Below are 20,361 nucleotides of genomic sequence, written 5' to 3'. Positions count from 1 at the left end.
AGCTGTTAGAGTCATTGCATCGAGTTGTTGAGGCGATTTGCATGACCGCTCTGGCTTCCTACGCCTGCCATCCCCAGCAAAGCCGCGGGCGTCGCTTTGCTGAGCCCCCGGCTCCCACGCGCAGCGACTTTCAGCGCGATCGGGATCGCATTGTTCACTCCTCGGCCTTCAGGCGACTGGTTTACAAGACCCAGGTCTTTGTGAATCATGAGGGCGATCTGTTCCGAACCCGGCTCACGCATTCTCTGGAAGTGGCGCAGCTGGGGCGCTCCATCGCGCGTTCTTTGCGGCTGGATGAAGACCTGGTTGAAGCCATCTGTCTGGCGCATGATCTGGGGCACACACCTTTTGGACATGCGGGGCAAGACGCGCTTAATGAGTGCATGAAGCCTCATGGCGGTTTTGAGCACAATCTGCAAAGTCTGCGTGTAGTGGACAGGTTGGAGGAACGTTATCCTGCCTTTGACGGTCTGAACCTGACTTTTGAAACGCGCGAGGGAATTCTCAAGCATTGCTCGCTCAGCAATGCGCAATTGCTGAATGCACGTGAGCCCGGCGGCGTGGCTCAGCGTTTTCTGGATGGCACTCAGCCTTCTCTGGAGGCACAGCTATGCAATCTGGCGGATGCGATTGCCTATAACGCCCACGATGTGGACGACGGCGTTCGATCGGGTCTGATCACCATGGCCCAGCTGCGTGAAGCCGTGCCTTTGTTTGCCCGCTATTACGCCTCGACATTGGCGGATTGGCCCGATCTGGCTCTGCCGGATGCTCAGCGCAAGCTGCTCTATGAGAGCATTCGCCGCATGCTCAGTGACCAGGTCTATGACGTCATCCATCACTCACAGGCCGGTATTGAGCAGGCGGCTGTGCGCTCGGTGCAGGAGGTTCGTCAGCATGATCGGACGCTGATCGGTTTCAGCGAAGAGATGAAAGCGCAGTCCCTGGTGCTAAAGCAGTTCTTGTTCAGGCAGCTCTATCGGCACCCTCAAGTCATGCAGACCATGAACAGTGCCCAGCAAGTTGTGAAAGAGCTGTTTGCCGCTTATATGGTGGAGCCTGAACGCATGAAGCCGCGCTTTGTTCAGCGTGCCCATATCGTCACTACCCTGCATGAACGTGCGCGAGTGGTGGCAGACTTTATTGCGGGTATGACGGATCGTTATGCGGCGCGCGAGCATGAGCGCATCACCGGGCTTAGGCTGCTGGGCGAGGCCTGAAGGAAGCTCGCCAACGGTCTTGCTGCCAGTGGCGAGCATGGCACAGGCCGGATCGCTAAAATAGCGGTTCTGTGTATCTAGAGCCGGAATATTTCCCGCCCAGTGCGCATTCTTTGGGGGCGATGGCCCCCGTTTGCATTTTGGAGGGCCCTGTCATGACCGAAACTTCAACCATCGCCGATCAGGCTTTCCCGCCGGAGCTTGTGATTGCGGATACCGTGCGCTGGCTGGAAAAGGCCGTGATAGGTCTCAACCTATGCCCTTTCGCCAAAGGCGTGCATGTCAAGGCTCAGATCCACTATGCCGTCAGCGATGCGACCGATGCAGAGGCGGTTGCCGAGGCCCTGCATCGCGAGCTTGAAGCCCTGGCCGAAGCCAACGCAGAAAAACGCGACACCACACTGCTGATACTGCCCCATGCCCTGCAGGATTTTCTGGACTTCAATGACTTTCTTGAAGTGGCGGATGCCATGATCGAGGAGCTGGATCTGGGTGGTATTTTGCAGGTCGCCTCGTTTCATCCTCAATTTCAGTTTGAGGGCACGGATGTGGACGACGTTACCAACTGCACCAATCGTGCTCCCTATCCCATATTGCACTTGCTGCGCGAAGACAGCATCGACAAGGCTGTGGAGGTGTTTCCGGAAGCCGAAACGATATACGAGCGCAATATGGAAACGCTGGAAAAGATCGGCATCGAAGGCTGGCTGGACCTGGATGTCGGGGCCCGCTGCCCCGTGACCGGCCATGGTCAGACGAAGGCAGAGAAGTGATGGGCAAGACCGATCAAAAGCAGAGCCTGCAAAAGCCCGCCAAAGCAGGGGCACTTGATATCGCCGAGCAACTGGGGCTCAAGCCCGGCCAGAGCCTTGAGCTGCTTAAGGCTCTGCATATTCTGACGCGCGAGGGAAAGCTCAATCAGGATTCGCGCCGCAAGCTCAAGCAGGTCTATCACCTCTATCAGTTCATCGAGCCTTTGCTTGCCGAGCTGTCCAAGGATGGGCATGCCGTGACATTGGCTGATCATGGTGCGGGCAAGTCCTATCTGGGGTTCATTCTTTACGACCTGTATTTCAAGGCCTTGGCTCAGGGCCGGATTTTCGGTATCGAGACGCGGGCGCCGCTGGTCGAGGCATCTCAGAAGCTTGCGGCTGAACTTGGCTTCGAGCGCATGGAGTTTCTCAATATGTCGGTGGCCGAGTCCACGCGAGCAGACTTCATGCCTTCGCAGTTTGACGTGGTCACGGCCTTGCACGCCTGCGATACGGCGACCGATGATGCGATAGCCTTCGGGCTGGAAAAGCAGGCCAAGGCCATGGTGCTGGTGCCTTGCTGCCAGGCCGAAGTGGCTGCATGCCTGCGCCAGACCAAGGCTATGAGCCTGGCGCGCACTCCGCTGGCCGAGTTGTGGCGTCACCCGATCCACACTCGCGAGATGGGCAGTCAGATTACCAATGTGCTGCGCTGTCTGTATCTGGAGGCTTGCGGCTACCAGGTCACGGTCACCGAGCTGGTGGGCTGGGAGCACAGCATGAAAAACGAATTGATTGTGGCCCGTTATACGGGACAGAAAAAGCGCAGTGCGGCGCAACGCTTGCGTCAGCTCCTCGCCGAGTTTGGACTGGAAGGTCTGGCTGGCGTGCGCTATCCCCATTTGCAGCAAACCAGCACGGTCTGAGCAGGCTTGAAGCATGAGCTCTGTCGGGCCCGCTGCTTGTGATGCTCAGTGACTTTCCATCAGGCGTTTCATCAGCTCCTGCGTTGACGCGTCCACTCCTTCCCAGTCATTGTGGTTCTGGCGGGCATGCAGCTGCTTTGCCAGCTTCTTGCCCAGTTCCACACCCCACTGGTCGAAGCTGTTGATGTCCCAGATGGCGCCAGAGACAAAAATGCGATGTTCATACAGCGCAATCAAGGCGCCCAGAGAGGCGGGGTCCAGGCTTTCAAGCATCAGGAAACTGCTGGGGCGATTGCCGGGGCAGTCTTTTTCCAGACCCTCTCCGCAGCGCCCCACCATCAGCGCCTGGGCCTGGGCAATCGCGTTGACCACCAGGCTTTGATGGTGCTCGCCCAGATATTTGCCCCCGTCGCGCAGGGCAATGAATTCGACTGGTATGACATCCGGCCCCTGATGCAGCATCTGGAAAAAAGCATGCTGCCCATTGGTGCCGGGCTCGCCCCAGATCACCGGTGCCGTGGGAGCTGTGAGCCGAACGCCATTCTTGTTGATGCTTTTGCCATTGCTCTCCATCTCCAGTTGCTGCAGATAGGCCGTCAGGCGGCGCAGTCCATGGCTGTATGGCGCGATGCAGCGGCTGGAAAACTGGCAGAAATTGCGATACCAGATGTCCAGCAGTCCCAGGCGCACCGGGAGATTGCTCTCCATGGGAGCCGTGAAAAAGTGGGCGTCCATCGCGTGCGCGCCGCCCAGTAGCGCCCTGAATTGCGCCGAGCCTATGGCGATGGCGATAGGCAAGCCGATGGCGGACCACAGCGAAAAGCGTCCGCCTACCCAATCCCAGAAACCCAGCGTGCGCTGTATGCCGAACTCTGCAGCCGCCTGTGTATTGGTGGTGAGGGCCACGAAGTGTCGGTCGATCGAGCATGGGGCCTGCGGATCTTCGCTGCCGCCATGATCGAGAAACCACTGCCTAGCCGAGCGAGCATTCAGCATGGTCTCGGCCGTGGTGAAGGATTTCGAGGCAATCAGAAACAGCGTGCTTTCCGGTTTGACCCGGCGCAGCACATGTCCCAGTTCATGGCCGTCCACGTTGGATACAAAGTGAAAGTTCTTGTCCTGGTCTATCCAGTCCTCAAGGGCATTGACCACGACTTCCGGACCAAGGTGGGAGCCGCCGATGCCGATATTGACGATATCGGTGATCTGCTGGCTGCCCCTGATCTGATCGGCCAGGGCGAGCATGTTATCCAGCGTATCGTGAACTTCACGCAGCGCCGAATGCATCTCCTGGGGCCAGGACCGAAGCACGGGGGACTGGGCGAGCTGCCCGCCGTTTGCAGGAGTGCGCAGCAGCCAGTGCATCGCGCTGCGTTGCTCGCTGGTATTGATGGCTGCGCCGGCCAGCATGGCGTCGCGCTTGCTCGAGAGCTGGCTCTCGACGGCAAGCTGCCTCAGCAAGGCCTCGGTCTCGCCAGTCCATAGGTTCTTCGACAGATCAGCGAAGACATGTGGCGCCTGCATGCTCAGGGCGTCAAGACGTTGCGGGTCTTGTGCAAAAGCCTGGCGCAAATCCAGATGCTGGATCTGCGCCCGGTAATGGGTTTGCAAAGCCTGCCAGGCAGGCAGCTCGTGACAAAGAGTCGTCAAAGGAAATTTCCGTCAATCTGCAGCCGCTTGCTGCATCAATGCTTCCAGCTTCAGGGTGTCCGCGGTAAAGGCGCGAATGCCTTCGGCCAGCTTTTCGGTGGCCATGGCATCTTCGTTCAGCGCAAAGCGAAACGAGGCCTGGTCATACAGAACGCGTTCCTGCGGCTGGGCTCTGGCCTTGTCCGGGTCCAGGGCGCGGGTCAAAGGCATGGCGTCGTCCTGCTGTGCGCGGAGCTGGGCCAGCAGCTCAGGTGCAATGGTAAGCAGATCGCAGCCCGCCAGAGCCAGAATCTGGCCGGTATTACGAAAGCTTGCACCCATGACCTCGGTGGAAACATCGAAGTGCTTGTAATAGTCGTAGATTTTCTGTACGGAGCGCACGCCCGGATCATTGGCGCCGGCCATGGCGGCTTCATCCCATTGCGCGCCGGCCTGCTTTTTGTACCAGTCGTAGATGCGGCCCACAAAGGGCGAGATCAGTTGGACCTTGGCCTGGCCGCAGGCAACGGCCTGGCAGAAGGAGAACAGCAGCGTCAGATTGGTGTGAATGCCGCGCTGCTCGAGAATGCGGGCCGCTTCAATCCCTTCCCAGGTGGCGGCGATCTTGATGAGCACGCGCTCGGTGTGGATGCCTGCGGCCTGATACAGCTCGATCAGTCGCTCGGCGCGCGTGACCGTGGCCACGGTGTCGAAAGACAGGCGGGCATCGACCTCGGTAGAGACACGACCGGGTATGGTGTTCAGAATCTCGCAGCCGAAGCGCACCAGCGTTCGGTCCATGATTTCGTCCAGCTCCCGGTCTTTGAATTGCGCCACGGTGGCGCGCATCAGCGGCGCATATTCGGTCTTTTGAACCGCTTTGAGAATCAGGGATGGATTGGTGGTGGCATCTTGCGGTTGAAACTGCGCCAATTGATGAAAATCACCGGTGTCCGCGACCACGGTCGTGAATTGCTTGAGCGCCTCCAACTGATTCATGTCCATCCTTTGCTGTGTTTCAAACTAACCAGCAAGTGTAGAGCGTGAATCCCTGATTGAGAATGAGCTTGCAGATACTCCGTTTGATGATGCATCAAGGCAAACCCTGCTGAATATGCGCGCTCGCCTATTTATTTGCGGAAATATTCAAGTTTTGCTGCCATTTTGCGAGGCGTGAGGCGCTTCGGTCTTATGCTCGCCTTTTGCTGCACTCATTCATTGCCTCCACCTCATTTGCGCCAATATGCTTGATCGGATTACTGCCTCCCTTCCGTCCCTGGCGCCTGCAGAGCAGCGTGTTGCACGCTTGGTACTGGCCGATCCGCGGGCCTTCGCGCATCTGCCGGTGCGAGAGCTGGCAGTGCGGGCACATGTCAGCAAACCCACGGTGGTGCGCTTTTGCCGCAGCATGGGTTATGACGGCCTGGCGGACTTCAAGCTCAAGCTCGCGGGCAGCGTCAGCGAAGGCGTGCCCTTCATCCATCGCAGTGTGGACAGCGATGACAAGACCAGCGATGTCATGGTCAAGGTGGTGGACAACGCGGTTGCCGCTTTTCTGCAGTACCGCAATGCGGCCAGCACGGCGGCCATAGAGCAGGCTGCGCAGGCGATTGCAGCGACCTGGCAGACCGGCAAGCGCATCGAGTTTTACGGCGCCGGGAACTCGGGCATCGTGGCGCTGGATGCCCAGCACAAGTTTTTCCGCCTCGGTGTGACCAGTCTGGCCACCAGCGATGGCCATATGCAGGTCATGAGCGCCACCTTGCTGGGGCCGGGGGACTGCGTGGTCATCATCTCGAACTCCGGCCGCACGCGAGATCTGATGGATGCCGCAGATATCGCCCGCAAGAACGGAGCCACCACCATCGCCATCACGGCCAGCGGCTCGCCTCTTGCCTCCGCTTGCCAGGTGCATCTGGCTGCCGATCATCCCGAAGGCTACGACCGCTACAGTCCCATGGTCTCGCGGCTGCTGCACCTGCTCATCATCGACGTGCTGGCGACCTGTGTGGCTTTGCGCATCGGGCCGGCACTGCAGCCGGCGCTGGAGCAGATGAAGAACAATCTGCGCGCCAAGCGCTATACCTGAGGGCCAGCAAAGGCGCGGCCTGTGCGCGTCGAGATAGCAAGCAAGAGTGCTCTCTTATTGAGAGCTTCTGTCGCCTTTCCATAAATGGTTTCAAGCATGAAACACATTGAAATCATTCTGGGGAAGGCGCTTTAAGCTATCAAAATTAAGAAAGCATCCAGATCCCGCAAGCTTGCAGGGTGCGCGCCGGACGAGGGCGATGCATCTGCGGCTTGGGGACTTGGCTTGCCCGGGCAGCAGCTCGTATAGAGCCGCTTACACGGAGGCGACGCCCACGGTCATGCCGCCGCAGACATAGAGCACCTGTCCGGTCACAAAGCCGCTGCGCTCGTCGAGCATGTAAGACACGGCATGGGCCACATCCTCGGGAGTGCCCACCCGCTTGACGGGTACGGAAGCAATGATCTTCTGCGTGCGCGGGGCGTCGGGCGGATTGGCCTTGTCGAACAGCTCGGTGCGTATCGGGCCGGGGCCTATGGCGTTGGCCGTGATGCCCCATTGGCCCAGCTCCAGCGCCCAGACGCGGGTCATGCCGATCAGACCGGCCTTGGTGGCCGCGTAGGCTGTGCGCAAGTCCTTGCCCAGCGCGGCGCGCGAGGACATGTTGACGATGCGCCCGAATCCCGCTTGCTTCATGCCGGGCAGCAGGGCCTGCATGCACTGGAAGGCGCAGCGCAAGTTCAGCGAGACGGCCAGGTCGAACTCGGCCAGGGTCTGCGAGGCGGCGTCGTTGGGTACGACCACGCCCACGTTGTTGATCAGGCGCGTGATGGGGCCGGTTTCCAGAGCCTGGCGCAGGGCGCGGGCCGTGTCCTCGGCGTTGCTGAGGTCGGCCTGTATGCCGCCGGGAACGTGATCGACCACGCGGTCGATGATGATGGGCTCGTAGCCGTCGGCGCGGCAGCGCTCGGCAGCGGCGGCGCCGATGCCGGCTCCGCCACCGGTGATCAACACGCGAGGGCGGTCAGTAAGGGAGGCGCTCTGGGAAGACATGGCAATAACTTTCAGACGGAAAACGGGGCGGTTGCGACAGGCGCGGGCCCGGGAGGGCAACAGCAACCGCCGGCATGCGCCGGCAGTGCTGGGGCCGGGACAGGCCGGCGCCTGGGGGGATCAGACGCTGGCGCCGGAGTCCTTGACGACCTTGCCCCACTTCTTGGCTTCGGCGTCGATGAACTTGGCAAAGCCTTCCTGGGTGTCGATCACGACTTCGCCGCCCTGGTCGTTGATCTTCTTGATCACGGCGGGATCCTTGAGCACCTTGGCAATGGCGGCATGCAGCTTTTGCTGGATGTCGGCAGGTGTCTTGACAGGCGCGAAGAGGCCGAACCAGGAGGTGGCTTCATAGCCGGGCACGCCGGCTTCGGCGACCGTGGGCACATCGGGCAGCTCGGGCGAGCGCTTGGCCGTGGTCACGGCGATGGGGCGCAGCTTGCCCGAGCGCACATGCTGGATGGCCGAGGGCATGTTGTCGAACATGATGGCGATCTGGTTGCCCAGCAGATCGGTGATGGCCGGCGCGCTGCCCTTGTAGGGCACATGCACCATGTCCAGGTGGGTCATGGACTTGAACAGCTCGCCCGACAGATGGATGGAGCTGCCCGAGCCCGAGGAGCCGAAATTCAGCTTGCCGGGATTGGCCTTGGCGTAGGCCATCATTTCCTTGACCGTCTTGAAGGGCTGGCTGGGGTGGGCCACCAGCAGATTGGGCACATTGGCGACGCGGGTCAGCGGAGCAAAGTCCTTGACCGGGTCGAAGGGCATCTTCTTGTACAGGGCTTCGTTGATGGCGTGCGTGCCCACCGTCCCCATGAACAGGGTGTAGCCGTCGCCAGCTGCACGGGCTGCGGCCTGGCCGCCGATATTGCCGCCCGCGCCGGGGCGGTTGTCAATGATGATGCTCTGGCCCAGTTCGGTGCTCAGGGCCTGGCCCACCACGCGCGCCAGGATGTCGGTCGTGCCGCCGGCCGAGAAGGGCACGATCATGGTGATGGGCTTGCTGGGATAGGGCGTCTGGGCCATGGAGGGAGCAGCGCCCAGAGCAAACAGGGCGCTTGCTGCCAGGGTTTGCAGGCTGCGGCGGCGAGACAGGGAAAGGGAATTGGACATCTAGGTCTCCGGAAAAAGGCAAGACACCGCCGGCCAGTGGCCGGGGCGCGGGCTGCCGCGGTGGCGTAGCTCCGAAAAGAGCTGCACTCCAGCGGTCGTTGTTTTGGTGTAAGAGGCAGGGGGCGGCAGCAGGCCGGACTTGGCCGGTCGCTGCCGCAGTCGGGATCAGACGCGTTCGAGCACCACGGCGATGCCCTGGCCCACGCCGATGCACATGGTGCACAGCGCATAGCGGCCGCCCAAGGCATGCAGCTGGTTCACGGCCGTGGTGGCCAGGCGGGCGCCCGATGCGCCCAGGGGGTGACCCAGGGCGATGGCGCCGCCCCACTGGTTGACACGGCGGTCGTCGTCGGCAATGCCAAGGTCGCGCAGCACGGCCAGGCCTTGTGCGGCAAAGGCTTCGTTGAGCTCGATGACATCCATCTGCTCAAGAGTCAGTCCTGTCTGGGCCAGCACCTTGCGCACGGCGGGAGCGGGGCCGAAGCCCATGATGCGCGGCGCGACGCCGGCCACGGCCATGCCGACCACACGGGCGCGTGGCACCAGACCATACTGGCTGGCCGCTTCCTCGTTGGCCAGCAGCAGTGCGCAGGCGCCGTCGTTGACGCCGCTGGCGTTGCCGGCTGTGACCGTGCCGTCAGGCCGTACCACGCCCTTGAGCTTGGCCAGTGCCTCGATGGTGGTGGCGCGGGGGTGCTCGTCCTGGCTCACGACAATGGGGTCGCCCTTCTTCTGGGCGATGGACACGGGCACGATCTCGCGTGCCAGATGGCCGGCCGCAATGGCTGCTGCTGCCTTTTCCTGACTGGCCAGGGCCATGCGGTCCTGGGCTTCGCGTTCGATTCCGAAATCGTCGGCCACGTTTTCGGCGGTCTCGGGCATGGAGTCCACGCCGAACTGGGCTTTCATCAGCTTGTTGACGAAGCGCCAGCCGATGGTGGTGTCGTAGACGGCATTGTTGCGGCTGAAGGCGGACTCGGCCTTGGGCATCACGAAGGGGGCGCGGCTCATGCTTTCCACGCCGCCGGCAATCATCAGGCGGGCTTCGCTGGACTTGATGGCACGCGCGGCCGTGCCGACAGCGTCCAGACCCGAGCCGCACAGGCGGTTGATGGTGGCTCCGGGCACATCGATGGGCAGGCCGGCCAGCAGCGCCGACATGCGCGCCACGTTGCGGTTGTCCTCGCCGGCCTGGTTGGCACAGCCATAGAGCACATCGGCCACGGCGGTCCAGTCCACATTGGGGTTGCGCTGCATCAGCGCCTTGATGGGCAGGGCGCCCAGATCATCGGTGCGCACGCTGGACAGCGCGCCGCCGTAGCGACCGAAGGGGGTGCGGATGGCGTCGCAGATAAAGGCTTGGTTCTGGTTGCTCATGACATGTCTCCGTTATAAAAATCGAGCTTGGGGTCTAGGCCGGATTGGCCTGAGGGCCGTTCAGGCCGCGATGGGCAGGCCCACGATGCGTTCGAGTTCGGCGTGCTCCAGGCCTTCGACCTTGTCGATCAGGCGCAGCCCCTCGGGTGTGCATGCCAGGGTGCACAGATCGGTGTAGATGCGCTTGACGCAGCCCAGGCCGGTCAGCGGGTAGCTGCACTGGGCCACGACCTTGCTCTCGCCTTTTTTGGTGAGCAGATCCATCATCACCCAGGTCTGCTTGGCGCCAATCGCCAGGTCCATGGCTCCGCCCACGGCGGGGATGGCGCCGGGCTCGCCGGTGCTCCAGTTAGCCAGGTCGCCCGTGGCCGAAACCTGGAAGGCTCCGAGCACGCAGATGTCCAGGTGGCCTCCGCGCATCATGGCGAAGCTGTCGGCGTGGTGGAAATAGCTGCCGCCGGGCAGCAGGGTCACGGGCTGCTTGCCGGCATTGGTCAGGTCGTAGTCTTCGGAGCCGGCCGCCGGTGCCGGGCCCATGCCCAGAATGCCGTTCTCGCTTTGCAGCACGATCTCGCGTCCTGCGGGAATGTGGTTGGCCACCAGGGTGGGCTGGCCTATGCCCAGATTCACATAGGCACCGTCATGAATGTCCTGGGCCACGCGCAGGGCCAGTTCGTCCTTGCTTCGTTTTTGATAGCTCACGCTTGTATCTCCTTGCTGGACCTTGGCTGGCTCAGGCCGCCTTCTTGAAGCCGCCGGCCTGGGTGGCCACGCGCTCGATCTTCACCACCTGGCTCACATAGATGCCCGGGGTGACCACGGATTCGGGGTCAAGCTGGCCGAGTTCCACGATCTCATGCACGGTGGCCACGGTGAACCTGGCGGCCGAAGCCATCACGGGGCCGAAGTTGCGCGCCGACATGCGGTAGGTCAGATTGCCCCAACGGTCGCCTTTTTCGGCCTTGATCAGGGCCACATCGCCATGGATGGGGTGCTCCAGCACATAGTGCTTGCCGTTGATCTCGCGCGTTTCCTTGCCTTTGGCGAGTTCGGTGCCGTAGGCCGTGGGGCAGAAGAAAGCGCCTATGCCTGCGGCGGCAGCGCGCATGCGCTCGGCCAGATTGCCCTGGGCCACCAGCTCGAGCTCGATCTTGCCGCTGCGGTACAGCTCGTCGAAGACCCAGCTGTCCACCTGGCGCGGGAAGCTGCAGATGATCTTGCGCACCTGGCCGGTCTTGAGCAGGGCGGCCAGGCCGGTGTCGCCATTGCCGGCGTTGTTGTTGACCACGGTGAGCTCGCGTGCACCCTGGGCGATCAGGCCGTCGATCAGCTCGCCGGGGATGCCCGAGGTGCCGAAGCCGCCGATGAGCACGGTGGAGCCGTCTTGAATGCCGGACAGGGCCTGAGCGACCGAGTCGGCGATCTTGTTGATCATGGGTGTCTCCAATTTTCTACACAAAGATCTGCGCCATTGACGCTAAAATGTTCGTATATAGAACATTTGTTCGCTAAAAGAATTGTAGAAAAGGATGATGAAAATGGAGACTGTAAAAACCACATCAGGGAAAACCCCGGTCGAGGGCGAAGCGGTCTCGCTCAAGCCCGGTGACAGCTATGTGCAGTCCTTTGCCAGGGGGCTGGAAGTCATACGTTCGTTCAGCGCCAGGGCGCCTGAGCAGACGCTCAGCGAGGTGGCTGCCGCCACGGGTCTGACGCGTGCCGGTGCAAGGCGCATCCTGCTGACGCTGCAGACGCTGGGCTATGTGCGCAGCGACGGCAAGTACTACGCACTCACGCCGCGCATCCTGGATCTGGGCTTTGCCTATCTGAGCTCCACGCCGCTGTGGAATCTGGCCGAGCCGGCCATGGAGGCGCTGGTGGACGAGGTCAAGGAGTCATGCTCGGCCGCGGTGCTCGAAGGCCTGGACGTGGTCTATGTTCTGCGCGTGCACACGCACAAGATCATGAGTACCAATCTGGGCGTGGGCTCGCGACTGCCTGCCTTCTGGACATCCATGGGCCGGGTGCTGCTGGCGGCGCTGCCCCCCGATGAGCTGCGGGCGCTGATGGCCCGGCGCGAGCAGCGCGCCTTCACGCGACACACGCTGACCGGCGACGACGAGCTGTATGCCGAGATCGCCCGCGTGCGCGAGCAGGGCTGGGCCTTGCTCAATCAGGAGCTGGAGGAGGGCCTGATCTCGATTGCCGCCCCCATACGCAACGCGCGCGGCCAGACGGTGGCGGCGCTCAACATCAGCGGACAGGCCAACCGCACCAGCGAGCAGATGATGCGCGAGCGGTTGCTGCCGCAGTTGCTGGCCGCTACTCGCCACATCAGCCAGTTGCTGAGTGCTTCGGGCCGCATGCATCTGTGATGTCTGGCGCCTGAGGACGCGTCGGCCCTGGCGCGACGCTTCATAATGACCGAAACGCCTTCCTTGTCGCCCCTGTCCAAGTCCGCTCCATGGCCCGTCTTCCCCGTCTCACGCTGGCAAACATGCCGCACCACATCATCCAGCGTGGCAACAACAGCGGCGAGATCTTTGTGGACGCGCAGGATCGCCTGGTCATGCTGGATCTGATGCGCGAGATGGCGCGGCGCTTCGAGGTCGATGTGCATGCCTATGTGCTCATGCCCAATCACTTCCATCTGCTGCTGACGCCCAGGACGGAGCAGGGCGTGCCCCAATTCATGCAGGCCGTGGGGCGCAGCTATGTGCGTTACTTCAACAACCGCCACGGGCGTACCGGTACCTTGTGGGAGGGGCGCTATCGCTGCACCGTGCTGCAGGCCGAGCAATGGCTGATGGCCACCATGGTCTCCATGGATCTCAACCCCGTGCGCGACGGGCTGGTGCAGCGCGCGGTGGACTGGCCCTGGTCCAGCTATGCGCACAACGCAGGTCTGCAAAGCGATGCGCTCATCAGCCCGCACGCACTTTTCTGGGCCCTGGGCAACACGCCGTTTGCCAGAGATGCAGCATATGTCAGGGCCGTGGAGGCCGGTCTGGATGCCGATACCCAGGCGCAGATCAGCCATGCCGCGCTGCGTGGCTGGGCTCTGGGTGAGCCCGATTTCATTGAAAATTTGCAACAAAAAACCGAGCGGCGCGTGAAGCGGCAGAAGGCCGGCAGGCCTGCAGTACGCACAGCTTCGGTGCACGAAGACTAGGCGGCTTTTCCAACTTCTTGTTTTTATTGGATTGCTTTGTTTTATTTTTATATGTCCCTAATTAAATTCAAATAAGAAAAGTTGGTAATTAATTGGAATCTGACCCTAATTAAAACTTATTGCATAACTTCATGTCCTGTCGTAATCTTGCGTTCCCCGCGATTGATATAAGAGGATTCCCCATGACGACTGCTGCCGAGATCAAGTATCTCCAGGACCACGGTCTGTACTCCAAGAGCAACGAACACGATGCCTGCGGTCTGGGCTTTGTGGCCCATATCAAGGGCCAGAAGCGCCATGACATCGTGCTGGGGGCACTGAAGATCCTCGAAAACATCGACCATCGCGGTGCCGTGGGCGCAGACCCTCTGATGGGTGACGGCGCCGGTATCCTGATCCAGATCCCCGATCAGCTCTACCGCGAAGAAATGGCCAAGCAGGGCGTGGCACTGCCTCCTGCCGGCGAATATGGCGTGGGCATGATCTTCCTGCCCAAGGAACATGCTTCGCGCCTGGCCTGCCAGCAGGAGATGGAGCGCGCCATCAAGGCCGAAGGCCAGGTGCTGCTGGGCTGGCGCGATGTGCCGGTGAACCGCGACATGCCCATGTCGCCCACCGTGCAGGAAAAGGAACCCATCCTGCGCCAGGTCTTCATCGGCCGTGGTGCCGACGTCATCGTGCAGGATGCGCTGGAGCGCAAGCTGTACGTGATCCGCAAGACGGCCTCGGCCGCCATCCAGAACCTGGGCCTCAAGCACAGCAAGGAATACTACGTTCCCAGCATGAGCAGCCGCACCGTGGTCTACAAGGGCCTGCTGCTGGCCGATCAGGTGGGCGTGTACTACCGTGATCTGGCCGACGAGCGCTGCGTCTCGGCCATCGGCCTGGTGCACCAGCGTTTCTCCACCAACACCTTCCCCGAGTGGCCTCTGGCTCACCCCTACCGCTATGTGGCCCACAACGGTGAAATCAACACCGTGCGCGGCAACTACAACTGGATGCTGGCGCGCGAAGGCGTGATGGCCTCTCCCGTGCTGGGCGAAGACCTGCAAAAGCTCTATCCCATCAGCTTTGCCGGCCAGTCCGACACCGCCACCTTCGACAACTGCCTGGAACTGCTGACCATGGCCGGCTACCCCATCAGCCAGGCCGTGATGATGATGATTCCCGAGCCCTGGGAGCAGCACGAAGCCATGGACGAGCGCCGCCGCGCCTTCTATGAATACCACGCTGCGATGATCGAGCCCTGGGACGGCCCCGCCTCCATCGTGTTCACCGATGGCCGCCAGATCGGCGCCACACTGGACCGCAACGGCCTGCGCCCCTCGCGCTACTGCATCACCGACGACGATATGGTGATCCTGGCTTCCGAAGCCGGCGTGCTGCCCGTGCCCGATAGCAAGATCGTGCGCAAGTGGCGCCTGCAGCCCGGCAAGATGCTGCTGATCGACCTGGAGCAGGGTCGCATGATCGAAGACGAAGAGCTCAAGGCCAACGTCGTCAACACCAAGCCCTACAAGCAGTGGATCGAGAACCTGCGCATCAAGCTCGACGAGGTGGAAATCCCCGCCGACTTCAAGGCTCCCGCTGCCAAGACCGAGCTGTCCCTGCTGGACCGCCAGCAAGCCTTCGGCTTCACGCAGGAAGACATCAAGTTCCTGCTGACCCCCATGGCCGAAAAGGGCGAGGAAGGCATTGGCTCCATGGGCAACGACAGCCCGCTGGCCGTGCTGTCCGACAAGAACAAGCCGCTGTACAACTACTTCCGTCAGATGTTCGCCCAGGTGACGAACCCCCCCATCGACCCGATCCGCGAAGCGATCGTGATGTCGCTGGTGTCGTTCGTGGGCCCCAAGCCCAACCTGCTGGACATCAACCAGGTCAACCCGCCCATGCGCCTGGAGCTGCAGCAGCCCGTGCTCGACTTCGAAGGCATGGCAAGGCTGCGTGATATCGAAAAGCGCACCAACGGCAAGTTCAAGAGCTCGACGATCGACATCACCTACCCGCTGTCCTGGGGCAAGCAGGGCGTGGAAGCCAAGCTGGCCTCGCTGTGCGCTCACGCCGTGGACGAGATCAAGGGCGGTGCCAACATCCTGATCATCAGCGACCGCAACATGAGCGCCACGCAAGTGGCCATCCCCGCGCTGCTGGCGCTGTCCGCCATCCACCAGCATCTGGTGCGTGAAGGTCTGCGCACCACCGCCGGTCTGGTGGTGGAAACCGGCACGGCCCGCGAAGTGCATCACTTCGCCGTGCTGGCCGGCTACGGCGCCGAAGCCGTACACCCCTATCTGGCGATGGAGACCCTGGTCGACATCTTCAGCCGCGAAGCTGCCCCCATCACTGCCGACAAGGCCATCTATCACTATGTGAAGGCCATCGGAAAGGGCCTGTCCAAGATCATGTCCAAGATGGGCGTGTCCACCTATATGTCCTACTGCGGTGCCCAGCTGTTCGAAGCCGTGGGCCTGAACACCGAGACCGTGGACAAGTACTTCACGGGCACGGCCAGCCGTGTGGAAGGTATCGGCGTCTTCGAGATTGCCGAGGAAACCATCCGCAACCATGAAGCTGCCTTCAGCGACGACCCCGTGCTCGAAACCATGCTGGATGCCGGCGGCGAGTACGCCTGGCGCGCCCGTGGCGAAGAGCATATGTGGACGCCTGACGTGATTGCCAAGCTGCAGCACTCCACACGTGCCAACAACTTCAGTACCTACAAGGAATACGCCCAGCTGGTCAACGACCAGACCAAGCGCCACATGACGCTGCGCGGCCTGTTCGAATTCAAGTTCGATCCCGCCAAGGCGATTCCCGTGGACCAGGTCGAGTCGGCCAAGGAAATCGTCAAGCGCTTTGCCACGGGTGCGATGTCGCTGGGCTCCATCTCCACCGAAGCCCATGCCACGCTGGCCGTGGCCATGAACCGCATCGGCGGCAAGAGCAACACCGGCGAAGGCGGCGAAGATCCCAAGCGCTATCGCAACGAGTTGAAGGGCATCCCCATCAGCAAGGGCGAAACCCTGGCCTCCATCATCGGCAAGGACAAGGTCGAGTCCGATATCGAACTGCAGGCCGGCGACTCGCTGCGCTCCAAGATCAAGCAGGTCGCGTCCGGTCGTTTCGGCGTGACTGCCGAATATCTGGCCTCTTCGGACCAGATCCAGATCAAGATGGCTCAGGGCGCCAAGCCTGGTGAAGGCGGTCAGCTGCCCGGCGGCAAGGTCTCCGACTACATCGGTGCACTGCGTCACTCGGTGCCCGGTGTGGGCCTGATCTCGCCTCCTCCCCACCACGACATCTACTCGATCGAAGACCTGGCACAGCTGATCCACGATCTGAAGAACGTGGCTCCGCACGCCAGCATCAGCACCAAGCTGGTGTCCGAAGTCGGTGTGGGCACGATTGCCGCAGGCGTGACCAAGTGCAAGAGCGATCACCTGGTGATCGCAGGGCACGACGGCGGCACCGGTGCCTCGCCCTGGTCCTCCATCAAGCATGCGGGCGGCCCCTGGGAAATCGGCCTGGCCGAGACCCAGCAGACCCTGGTGCTGAACCGTCTGCGCGGCCGTGTGCGTGTGCAGGCCGACGGCCAGATGAAGACCGGCCGCGACGTGGTCATCGGCGCCCTGTTGGGTGCCGACGAGTTCGGCTTTGCCACGGCTCCGCTGGTGGTGGAAGGCTGCATCATGATGCGCAAGTGCCACCTCAACACCTGCCCCGTGGGCGTGGCCACGCAAGATCCCGTGCTGCGTGCCAAGTTCACCGGCAAGCCCGAGCATGTGGTGAACTATTTCTTCTTCATCGCCGAAGAAGTGCGCCAGATCATGGCCCAGCTGGGTATCGCCAGGTTCGATGACCTGATCGGCCGCTCCGATCTGCTCGACACCCGCAAGGGCATCGAGCACTGGAAGGCTCAGGGTCTGGACTTCAGCCGTCTGTTCGCCCAGCCCGAAGTGCCTGCCGACGTGGCCCGCTATCACGTGGAAAGCCAGGATCACCTGCTGGACAAGGCGCTGGACGTCAAGCTCATCGAGCGCTGCAAGCCCGCCATCGAAAACGGCGAGAAGGTGCGCATCATGGAAGTGGCGCGCAACGTCAACCGCTCCGTCGGTGCCATGCTCTCGGGCGCGGTGACCAAGCATCACGCCGAAGGCCTGCCAGACGACACCATCCGCATCCACTTCGAAGGTACGGGCGGCCAGTCCTTCGGTGCCTTCCTGTGCAACGGCATCACGCTGAACCTCAGCGGCGAAGCCAACGACTACACCGGCAAGGGCCTGTCGGGCGGCCGTGTGGTGGTGCATCCCAGCCATGAGTTCCGTGGCTCGACCACAACCAACACCATCGTGGGCAACACCGTGATGTTCGGCGCCACCAGCGGTGAAGCCTTCTTCAGCGGCGTGGCCGGTGAGCGCTTTGCCGTGCGTCTGTCCGGCGCCACGGCCGTGGTCGAAGGCGTGGGTGATCACGGCTGCGAATACATGACCGGCGGTACCGTGGTCGTGCTGGGCAAGACCGGCCGCAACTTCGCGGCCGGCATGAGCGGCGGCGTGGCCTATGTCTACGACGAGGACGGCAAGTTTGCCGAGCGCTGCAACACCGCTTCGGTGAAGCTGGAGAAGGTGCTGCCGCACGACGAGTTTGTCTCGCGTGTCGATCCCGGCATCTGGCACCGCGGCCAAAGCGACGATCAGCAGCTGCGCAACATGGTGGAGGCTCACAGCCGCTGGACGGGTTCCAAGCGTGCCCGTGATCTGCTGGACAACTGGGCCGCAGCGCGTGCCAAGTTTGTCAAGGTGTTCCCGACCGAGTACCAGCGTGCACTCGGCGAGATCTTTGAACGCAAACAGAAGGAAAAGCAAGCTGCGAAAGCGCCAGCAGCTCCTCAGAAAGAAGCAGTAGCCGCCAAGTAAACACGGCTCCAAGCGGTGGCGGCCAGGCGGCCACCGCACTGCAAGCGAACACAGATTTCAAGGATTAAAGATCATGGGAAAGACCACCGGCTTCATGGAATACGAGCGCATCGAAGAGGGCTATGCCCCCGTTGCGGAACGTCTCAAGCACTACAAGGAATTCGTCATCGGCCTGACCACCGATCAGGCCAAGGTGCAGGCTGCACGCTGCATGGACTGCGGCACGCCGTTCTGCAACAACGGCTGCCCGGTCAACAACATCATTCCGGACTTCAACGACCTCGTGTACCAGGGTGACTGGAAGAACGCCATCACCACGCTGCACAGCACCAACAACTTCCCCGAGTTCACGGGCCGCATCTGCCCCGCACCCTGCGAAGCTGCCTGCGTGGCCAATATCAATGGCGACGCCATCGGCATCAAGTCCATCGAGCACTCCATCATCGACCGTGCCTGGAGCGAAGGCTGGGTCAAGCCCCTGCTGCCCAAGCACAAGACCGGCAAGAAGGTGGCCGTGGTCGGTGCCGGCCCTGCCGGCATGGCGGCAGCCCAGCAACTGGTGCGCGCCGGCCACGACGTGACCCTGTTCGAGAAGAACGACCGCGTGGGCGGCCTGCTGCGCTACGGCATTCCCGACTTCAAGCTGGACAAGGGCCTGATCGACCGCCGTGTCGAGCAGATGGTGGCCGAAGGCCTGAAGATTCGCACCGGCGTGCTGATTGCCGGCAAGGACGGTCTGGGCAAGGATTCCAAGGTCACCAACTGGGCCAAGGAAACCATCAGCCCCGAGCAGCTCAATGCCGAGTTCGACGCCGTGCTGCTGACCGGCGGCTCCGAGCAGTCGCGTGATCTGCCCGTGCCTGGCCGCGATCTGGAAGGCGTGCACTTCGCGATGGAGTTCCTGCCCCAGCAGAACAAGGTCAACGCGGGCGACAAGCTCAAGGGTCAGATCCGTGCCGACGGCAAGCATGTCATCGTCATCGGCGGTGGCGACACCGGCTCCGACTGTGTGGGCACCTCCAACCGCCATGGCGCCAAGAGCGTGACCCAGTTCGAGGTCATGCCCATGCCGCCCGAGCAGGAGAACAAGCCCCTGGTCTGGCCTTACTGGCCGATCAAGCTGCGTACCTCGTCCAGCCACGACGAAGGCGTGGTCCGCGAGTTCGCCATCTCCACCAAGGAGTTCGGCGGCGAAAAGGGCAAGGTCAAGAGCCTGACCACCGTCCAGGTCGAGTTCAAGGACGGCAAGCTGAGCGAAGTGCCCGGCACGGAAAAGGTCTGGCCTGCGGATCTGGTGCTGCTGGCCATGGGCTTTGTGAACCCTGTCGCCACCGTGCTCGAAGCCTTTGGCGTCGACAAGGATGCACGCGGCAACGCCAAGGCCAGCACCGATTTCATTGGCGGCTATGCCACCAGCGTGCCCAAGGTGTTCGCTGCCGGCGACATCCGCCGTGGCCAGTCGCTGGTCGTGTGGGCGATTCGTGAAGGCCGCCAGGCCGCACGTGCCGTGGACGAGTTCCTGATGGGCGCCAGCGAACTGCCTCGCTGACCCAAGGCCTTGCGAGCCAAGGCATATTCAAGATTTTCACAGGCGCCCACCGGGGCGCCTTTTTTTATGGCCTCAATCGACTAGTAGCTGAATTGATAGCTGCATGCGATTTATGAATAACGATTTCGGGTATGTTTGTGGCTGATAACTAGGAAGAGCGTGTGCAAGCTGCTATCAGAACGCTTTATCTGAGCCATAGCAGCTGGGGGATGGCATCGGCGCCGCACCAGAGCACGGCGTTCTGCTCCCATTGCTCGCCCCAGGCGCGGGCCGTGGGGGCGTCCATGCCCCACACCAGCACGCTGGCTTCGCCGGGCCACAGGCCTTGCGGATCCAGACCCTGGCCTTCGGAAAATATCCAGGCGCCGACGCGCAGCGTCTGGCGCAGCTGCTGCATGCGCCTGGCGTTGTCCGCATCGGACAGCAACTGCCCCCGAGGATTGCAGGCCGTGAGAAAGCTTGCGCAGTCCACCTGGTGTGCGCTGTAGTGCGTGAGCAGCAGGGGCTGGAGTCTGTCGACTTGCAGCCGCCAGTCCAGCCCGCTTTGATCATGCACGCGATATTCGGCGCGATGGTAAGCCTGCTGCAATGAAGAGGGAAGCTGCGTGTCCTGCATGCC

16 protein-coding genes are annotated in these 20,361 nt (G+C 62.1%); 8 read left to right on the top strand and 8 right to left on the bottom strand.

Going from position 1 to position 20,361, the window contains the following annotated elements; translation table 11 throughout:
• Positions 1-41 precede the first annotated feature (41 nt).
• The 3 genes from Cth01_RS02690 (at position 42) to Cth01_RS02680 (ending at position 2,898) form a co-directional block, all read left to right on the top strand.
• Entirely contained in the window at positions 42-1,220 is a 1,179-nt protein-coding gene (locus Cth01_RS02690) for a deoxyguanosinetriphosphate triphosphohydrolase (RefSeq protein WP_034357421.1), read from the top strand.
• 155 nt (positions 1,221-1,375) lie between these two features.
• A complete protein-coding gene (locus Cth01_RS02685; RefSeq protein WP_003062011.1) occupies positions 1,376-1,993 on the top strand; it encodes a DUF1415 domain-containing protein in 618 nt (205 codons plus the stop codon).
• Complete coding sequence (locus tag Cth01_RS02680) at positions 1,993-2,898, top strand: class I SAM-dependent methyltransferase (protein WP_045838462.1); 906 nt, start codon at positions 1,993-1,995, stop codon at positions 2,896-2,898. The genes Cth01_RS02685 and Cth01_RS02680 overlap by 1 nt, the downstream gene beginning before the upstream one ends.
• A gap of 45 nt (positions 2,899-2,943) precedes the next feature.
• On the opposite strand, the gene pgi is transcribed toward Cth01_RS02680, so the two are convergent.
• Entirely contained in the window at positions 2,944-4,548 is a 1,605-nt protein-coding gene (gene pgi, locus Cth01_RS02675) for a glucose-6-phosphate isomerase (RefSeq protein ID WP_045838461.1), read from the bottom strand.
• Positions 4,549-4,560: 12 nt separating this feature from the next.
• A complete protein-coding gene (gene tal, locus Cth01_RS02670) occupies positions 4,561-5,526 on the bottom strand; it encodes a transaldolase (RefSeq protein ID WP_045838551.1) in 966 nt (321 codons plus the stop codon).
• Between the two features lie 244 nt (positions 5,527-5,770).
• On the opposite strand from tal, the gene Cth01_RS02665 reads away from it, so the two are divergent.
• The gene (locus Cth01_RS02665; RefSeq protein WP_003058703.1) at positions 5,771-6,616 is read left to right on the top strand and encodes an SIS domain-containing protein; all 846 of its coding nucleotides are present in this window, start codon (positions 5,771-5,773) and stop codon (positions 6,614-6,616) included.
• A 255-nt stretch (positions 6,617-6,871) separates the two neighbouring features.
• Here Cth01_RS02665 and Cth01_RS02660 read toward each other — a convergent pair whose 3' ends face one another.
• The 5 genes from Cth01_RS02660 to Cth01_RS02640 form a co-directional block, all read right to left on the bottom strand.
• The gene (locus tag Cth01_RS02660; protein ID WP_045838460.1) at positions 6,872-7,609 is read right to left on the bottom strand and encodes an SDR family oxidoreductase; all 738 of its coding nucleotides are present in this window, start codon (positions 7,607-7,609) and stop codon (positions 6,872-6,874) included.
• A 120-nt stretch (positions 7,610-7,729) separates the two neighbouring features.
• On the bottom strand, positions 7,730-8,725 hold the full coding sequence (locus tag Cth01_RS02655; RefSeq protein ID WP_045838459.1) for a Bug family tripartite tricarboxylate transporter substrate binding protein: 996 nt from the start codon (positions 8,723-8,725) through the stop codon (positions 7,730-7,732).
• Between the two features lie 165 nt (positions 8,726-8,890).
• Positions 8,891-10,102 (bottom strand): 3-oxoadipyl-CoA thiolase, encoded by a 1,212-nt coding sequence (pcaF, locus tag Cth01_RS02650; protein WP_045838458.1) that lies wholly within the window; start codon positions 10,100-10,102, stop codon positions 8,891-8,893.
• A 60-nt stretch (positions 10,103-10,162) separates the two neighbouring features.
• Positions 10,163-10,804: a 3-oxoacid CoA-transferase subunit B gene (locus Cth01_RS02645; RefSeq protein WP_003058693.1), complete on the bottom strand. Its 642-nt coding sequence runs from the start codon at positions 10,802-10,804 to the stop codon at positions 10,163-10,165.
• Positions 10,805-10,835: 31 nt separating this feature from the next.
• Positions 10,836-11,537 carry a 3-oxoacid CoA-transferase subunit A gene (locus Cth01_RS02640; RefSeq protein ID WP_034357433.1) on the bottom strand — a complete coding sequence of 234 codons (702 nt, stop codon included), beginning with the start codon at positions 11,535-11,537 and terminating at the stop codon, positions 10,836-10,838.
• A gap of 103 nt (positions 11,538-11,640) precedes the next feature.
• On the opposite strand from Cth01_RS02640, the gene Cth01_RS02635 reads away from it, so the two are divergent.
• From Cth01_RS02635 to Cth01_RS02620, 4 genes are all read left to right on the top strand, one after another.
• On the top strand, positions 11,641-12,477 hold the full coding sequence (locus Cth01_RS02635; RefSeq protein WP_034357435.1) for an IclR family transcriptional regulator: 837 nt from the start codon (positions 11,641-11,643) through the stop codon (positions 12,475-12,477).
• An 89-nt stretch (positions 12,478-12,566) separates the two neighbouring features.
• Positions 12,567-13,274, top strand: coding sequence for a transposase (locus Cth01_RS02630; RefSeq protein WP_034357436.1), 708 nt, complete (start codon positions 12,567-12,569; stop codon positions 13,272-13,274).
• Between the two features lie 182 nt (positions 13,275-13,456).
• A complete protein-coding gene (locus Cth01_RS02625) occupies positions 13,457-18,193 on the top strand; it encodes a glutamate synthase-related protein (RefSeq protein ID WP_034409100.1) in 4,737 nt (1,578 codons plus the stop codon).
• 73 nt (positions 18,194-18,266) lie between these two features.
• The gene (locus Cth01_RS02620) at positions 18,267-19,742 is read left to right on the top strand and encodes a glutamate synthase subunit beta (protein WP_012837053.1); all 1,476 of its coding nucleotides are present in this window, start codon (positions 18,267-18,269) and stop codon (positions 19,740-19,742) included.
• A gap of 184 nt (positions 19,743-19,926) precedes the next feature.
• Here the strand turns inward: Cth01_RS02620 and Cth01_RS02615 are convergent, their stop codons facing one another.
• Positions 19,927-20,358 carry a DUF3293 domain-containing protein gene (locus Cth01_RS02615; RefSeq protein WP_045838550.1) on the bottom strand — a complete coding sequence of 144 codons (432 nt, stop codon included), beginning with the start codon at positions 20,356-20,358 and terminating at the stop codon, positions 19,927-19,929.
• Between the last annotated feature and the right edge of the window lie 3 nt (positions 20,359-20,361).

This window comes from Comamonas thiooxydans (assembly GCF_000964545.1).
GTDB classification, from domain to species: domain Bacteria; phylum Pseudomonadota; class Gammaproteobacteria; order Burkholderiales; family Burkholderiaceae_C; genus Comamonas; species Comamonas thiooxydans.
This window is presented reverse-complemented; position numbering and strand designations above follow the sequence as displayed.

Coding starts and splice junctions, on each gene's coding strand:
- Cth01_RS02690 (WP_034357421.1), top strand. CDS start 42: ATGACCGCTCTGGCTTCCTACGCCTGCCATCCCCAGCAAAGCCGCGGG.
- Cth01_RS02685 (WP_003062011.1), top strand. CDS start 1,376: ATGACCGAAACTTCAACCATCGCCGATCAGGCTTTCCCGCCGGAGCTT.
- Cth01_RS02680 (WP_045838462.1), top strand. CDS start 1,993: ATGGGCAAGACCGATCAAAAGCAGAGCCTGCAAAAGCCCGCCAAAGCA.
- tal (WP_045838551.1), bottom strand. CDS start 5,526: ATGAATCAGTTGGAGGCGCTCAAGCAATTCACGACCGTGGTCGCGGAC.
- Cth01_RS02665 (WP_003058703.1), top strand. CDS start 5,771: ATGCTTGATCGGATTACTGCCTCCCTTCCGTCCCTGGCGCCTGCAGAG.
- Cth01_RS02660 (WP_045838460.1), bottom strand. CDS start 7,609: ATGTCTTCCCAGAGCGCCTCCCTTACTGACCGCCCTCGCGTGTTGATC.
- Cth01_RS02655 (WP_045838459.1), bottom strand. CDS start 8,725: ATGTCCAATTCCCTTTCCCTGTCTCGCCGCCGCAGCCTGCAAACCCTG.
- pcaF (WP_045838458.1), bottom strand. CDS start 10,102: ATGAGCAACCAGAACCAAGCCTTTATCTGCGACGCCATCCGCACCCCC.
- Cth01_RS02640 (WP_034357433.1), bottom strand. CDS start 11,537: ATGATCAACAAGATCGCCGACTCGGTCGCTCAGGCCCTGTCCGGCATT.
- Cth01_RS02635 (WP_034357435.1), top strand. CDS start 11,641: ATGGAGACTGTAAAAACCACATCAGGGAAAACCCCGGTCGAGGGCGAA.
- Cth01_RS02630 (WP_034357436.1), top strand. CDS start 12,567: ATGGCCCGTCTTCCCCGTCTCACGCTGGCAAACATGCCGCACCACATC.
- Cth01_RS02625 (WP_034409100.1), top strand. CDS start 13,457: ATGACGACTGCTGCCGAGATCAAGTATCTCCAGGACCACGGTCTGTAC.
- Cth01_RS02620 (WP_012837053.1), top strand. CDS start 18,267: ATGGGAAAGACCACCGGCTTCATGGAATACGAGCGCATCGAAGAGGGC.
- Cth01_RS02615 (WP_045838550.1), bottom strand. CDS start 20,358: ATGCAGGACACGCAGCTTCCCTCTTCATTGCAGCAGGCTTACCATCGC.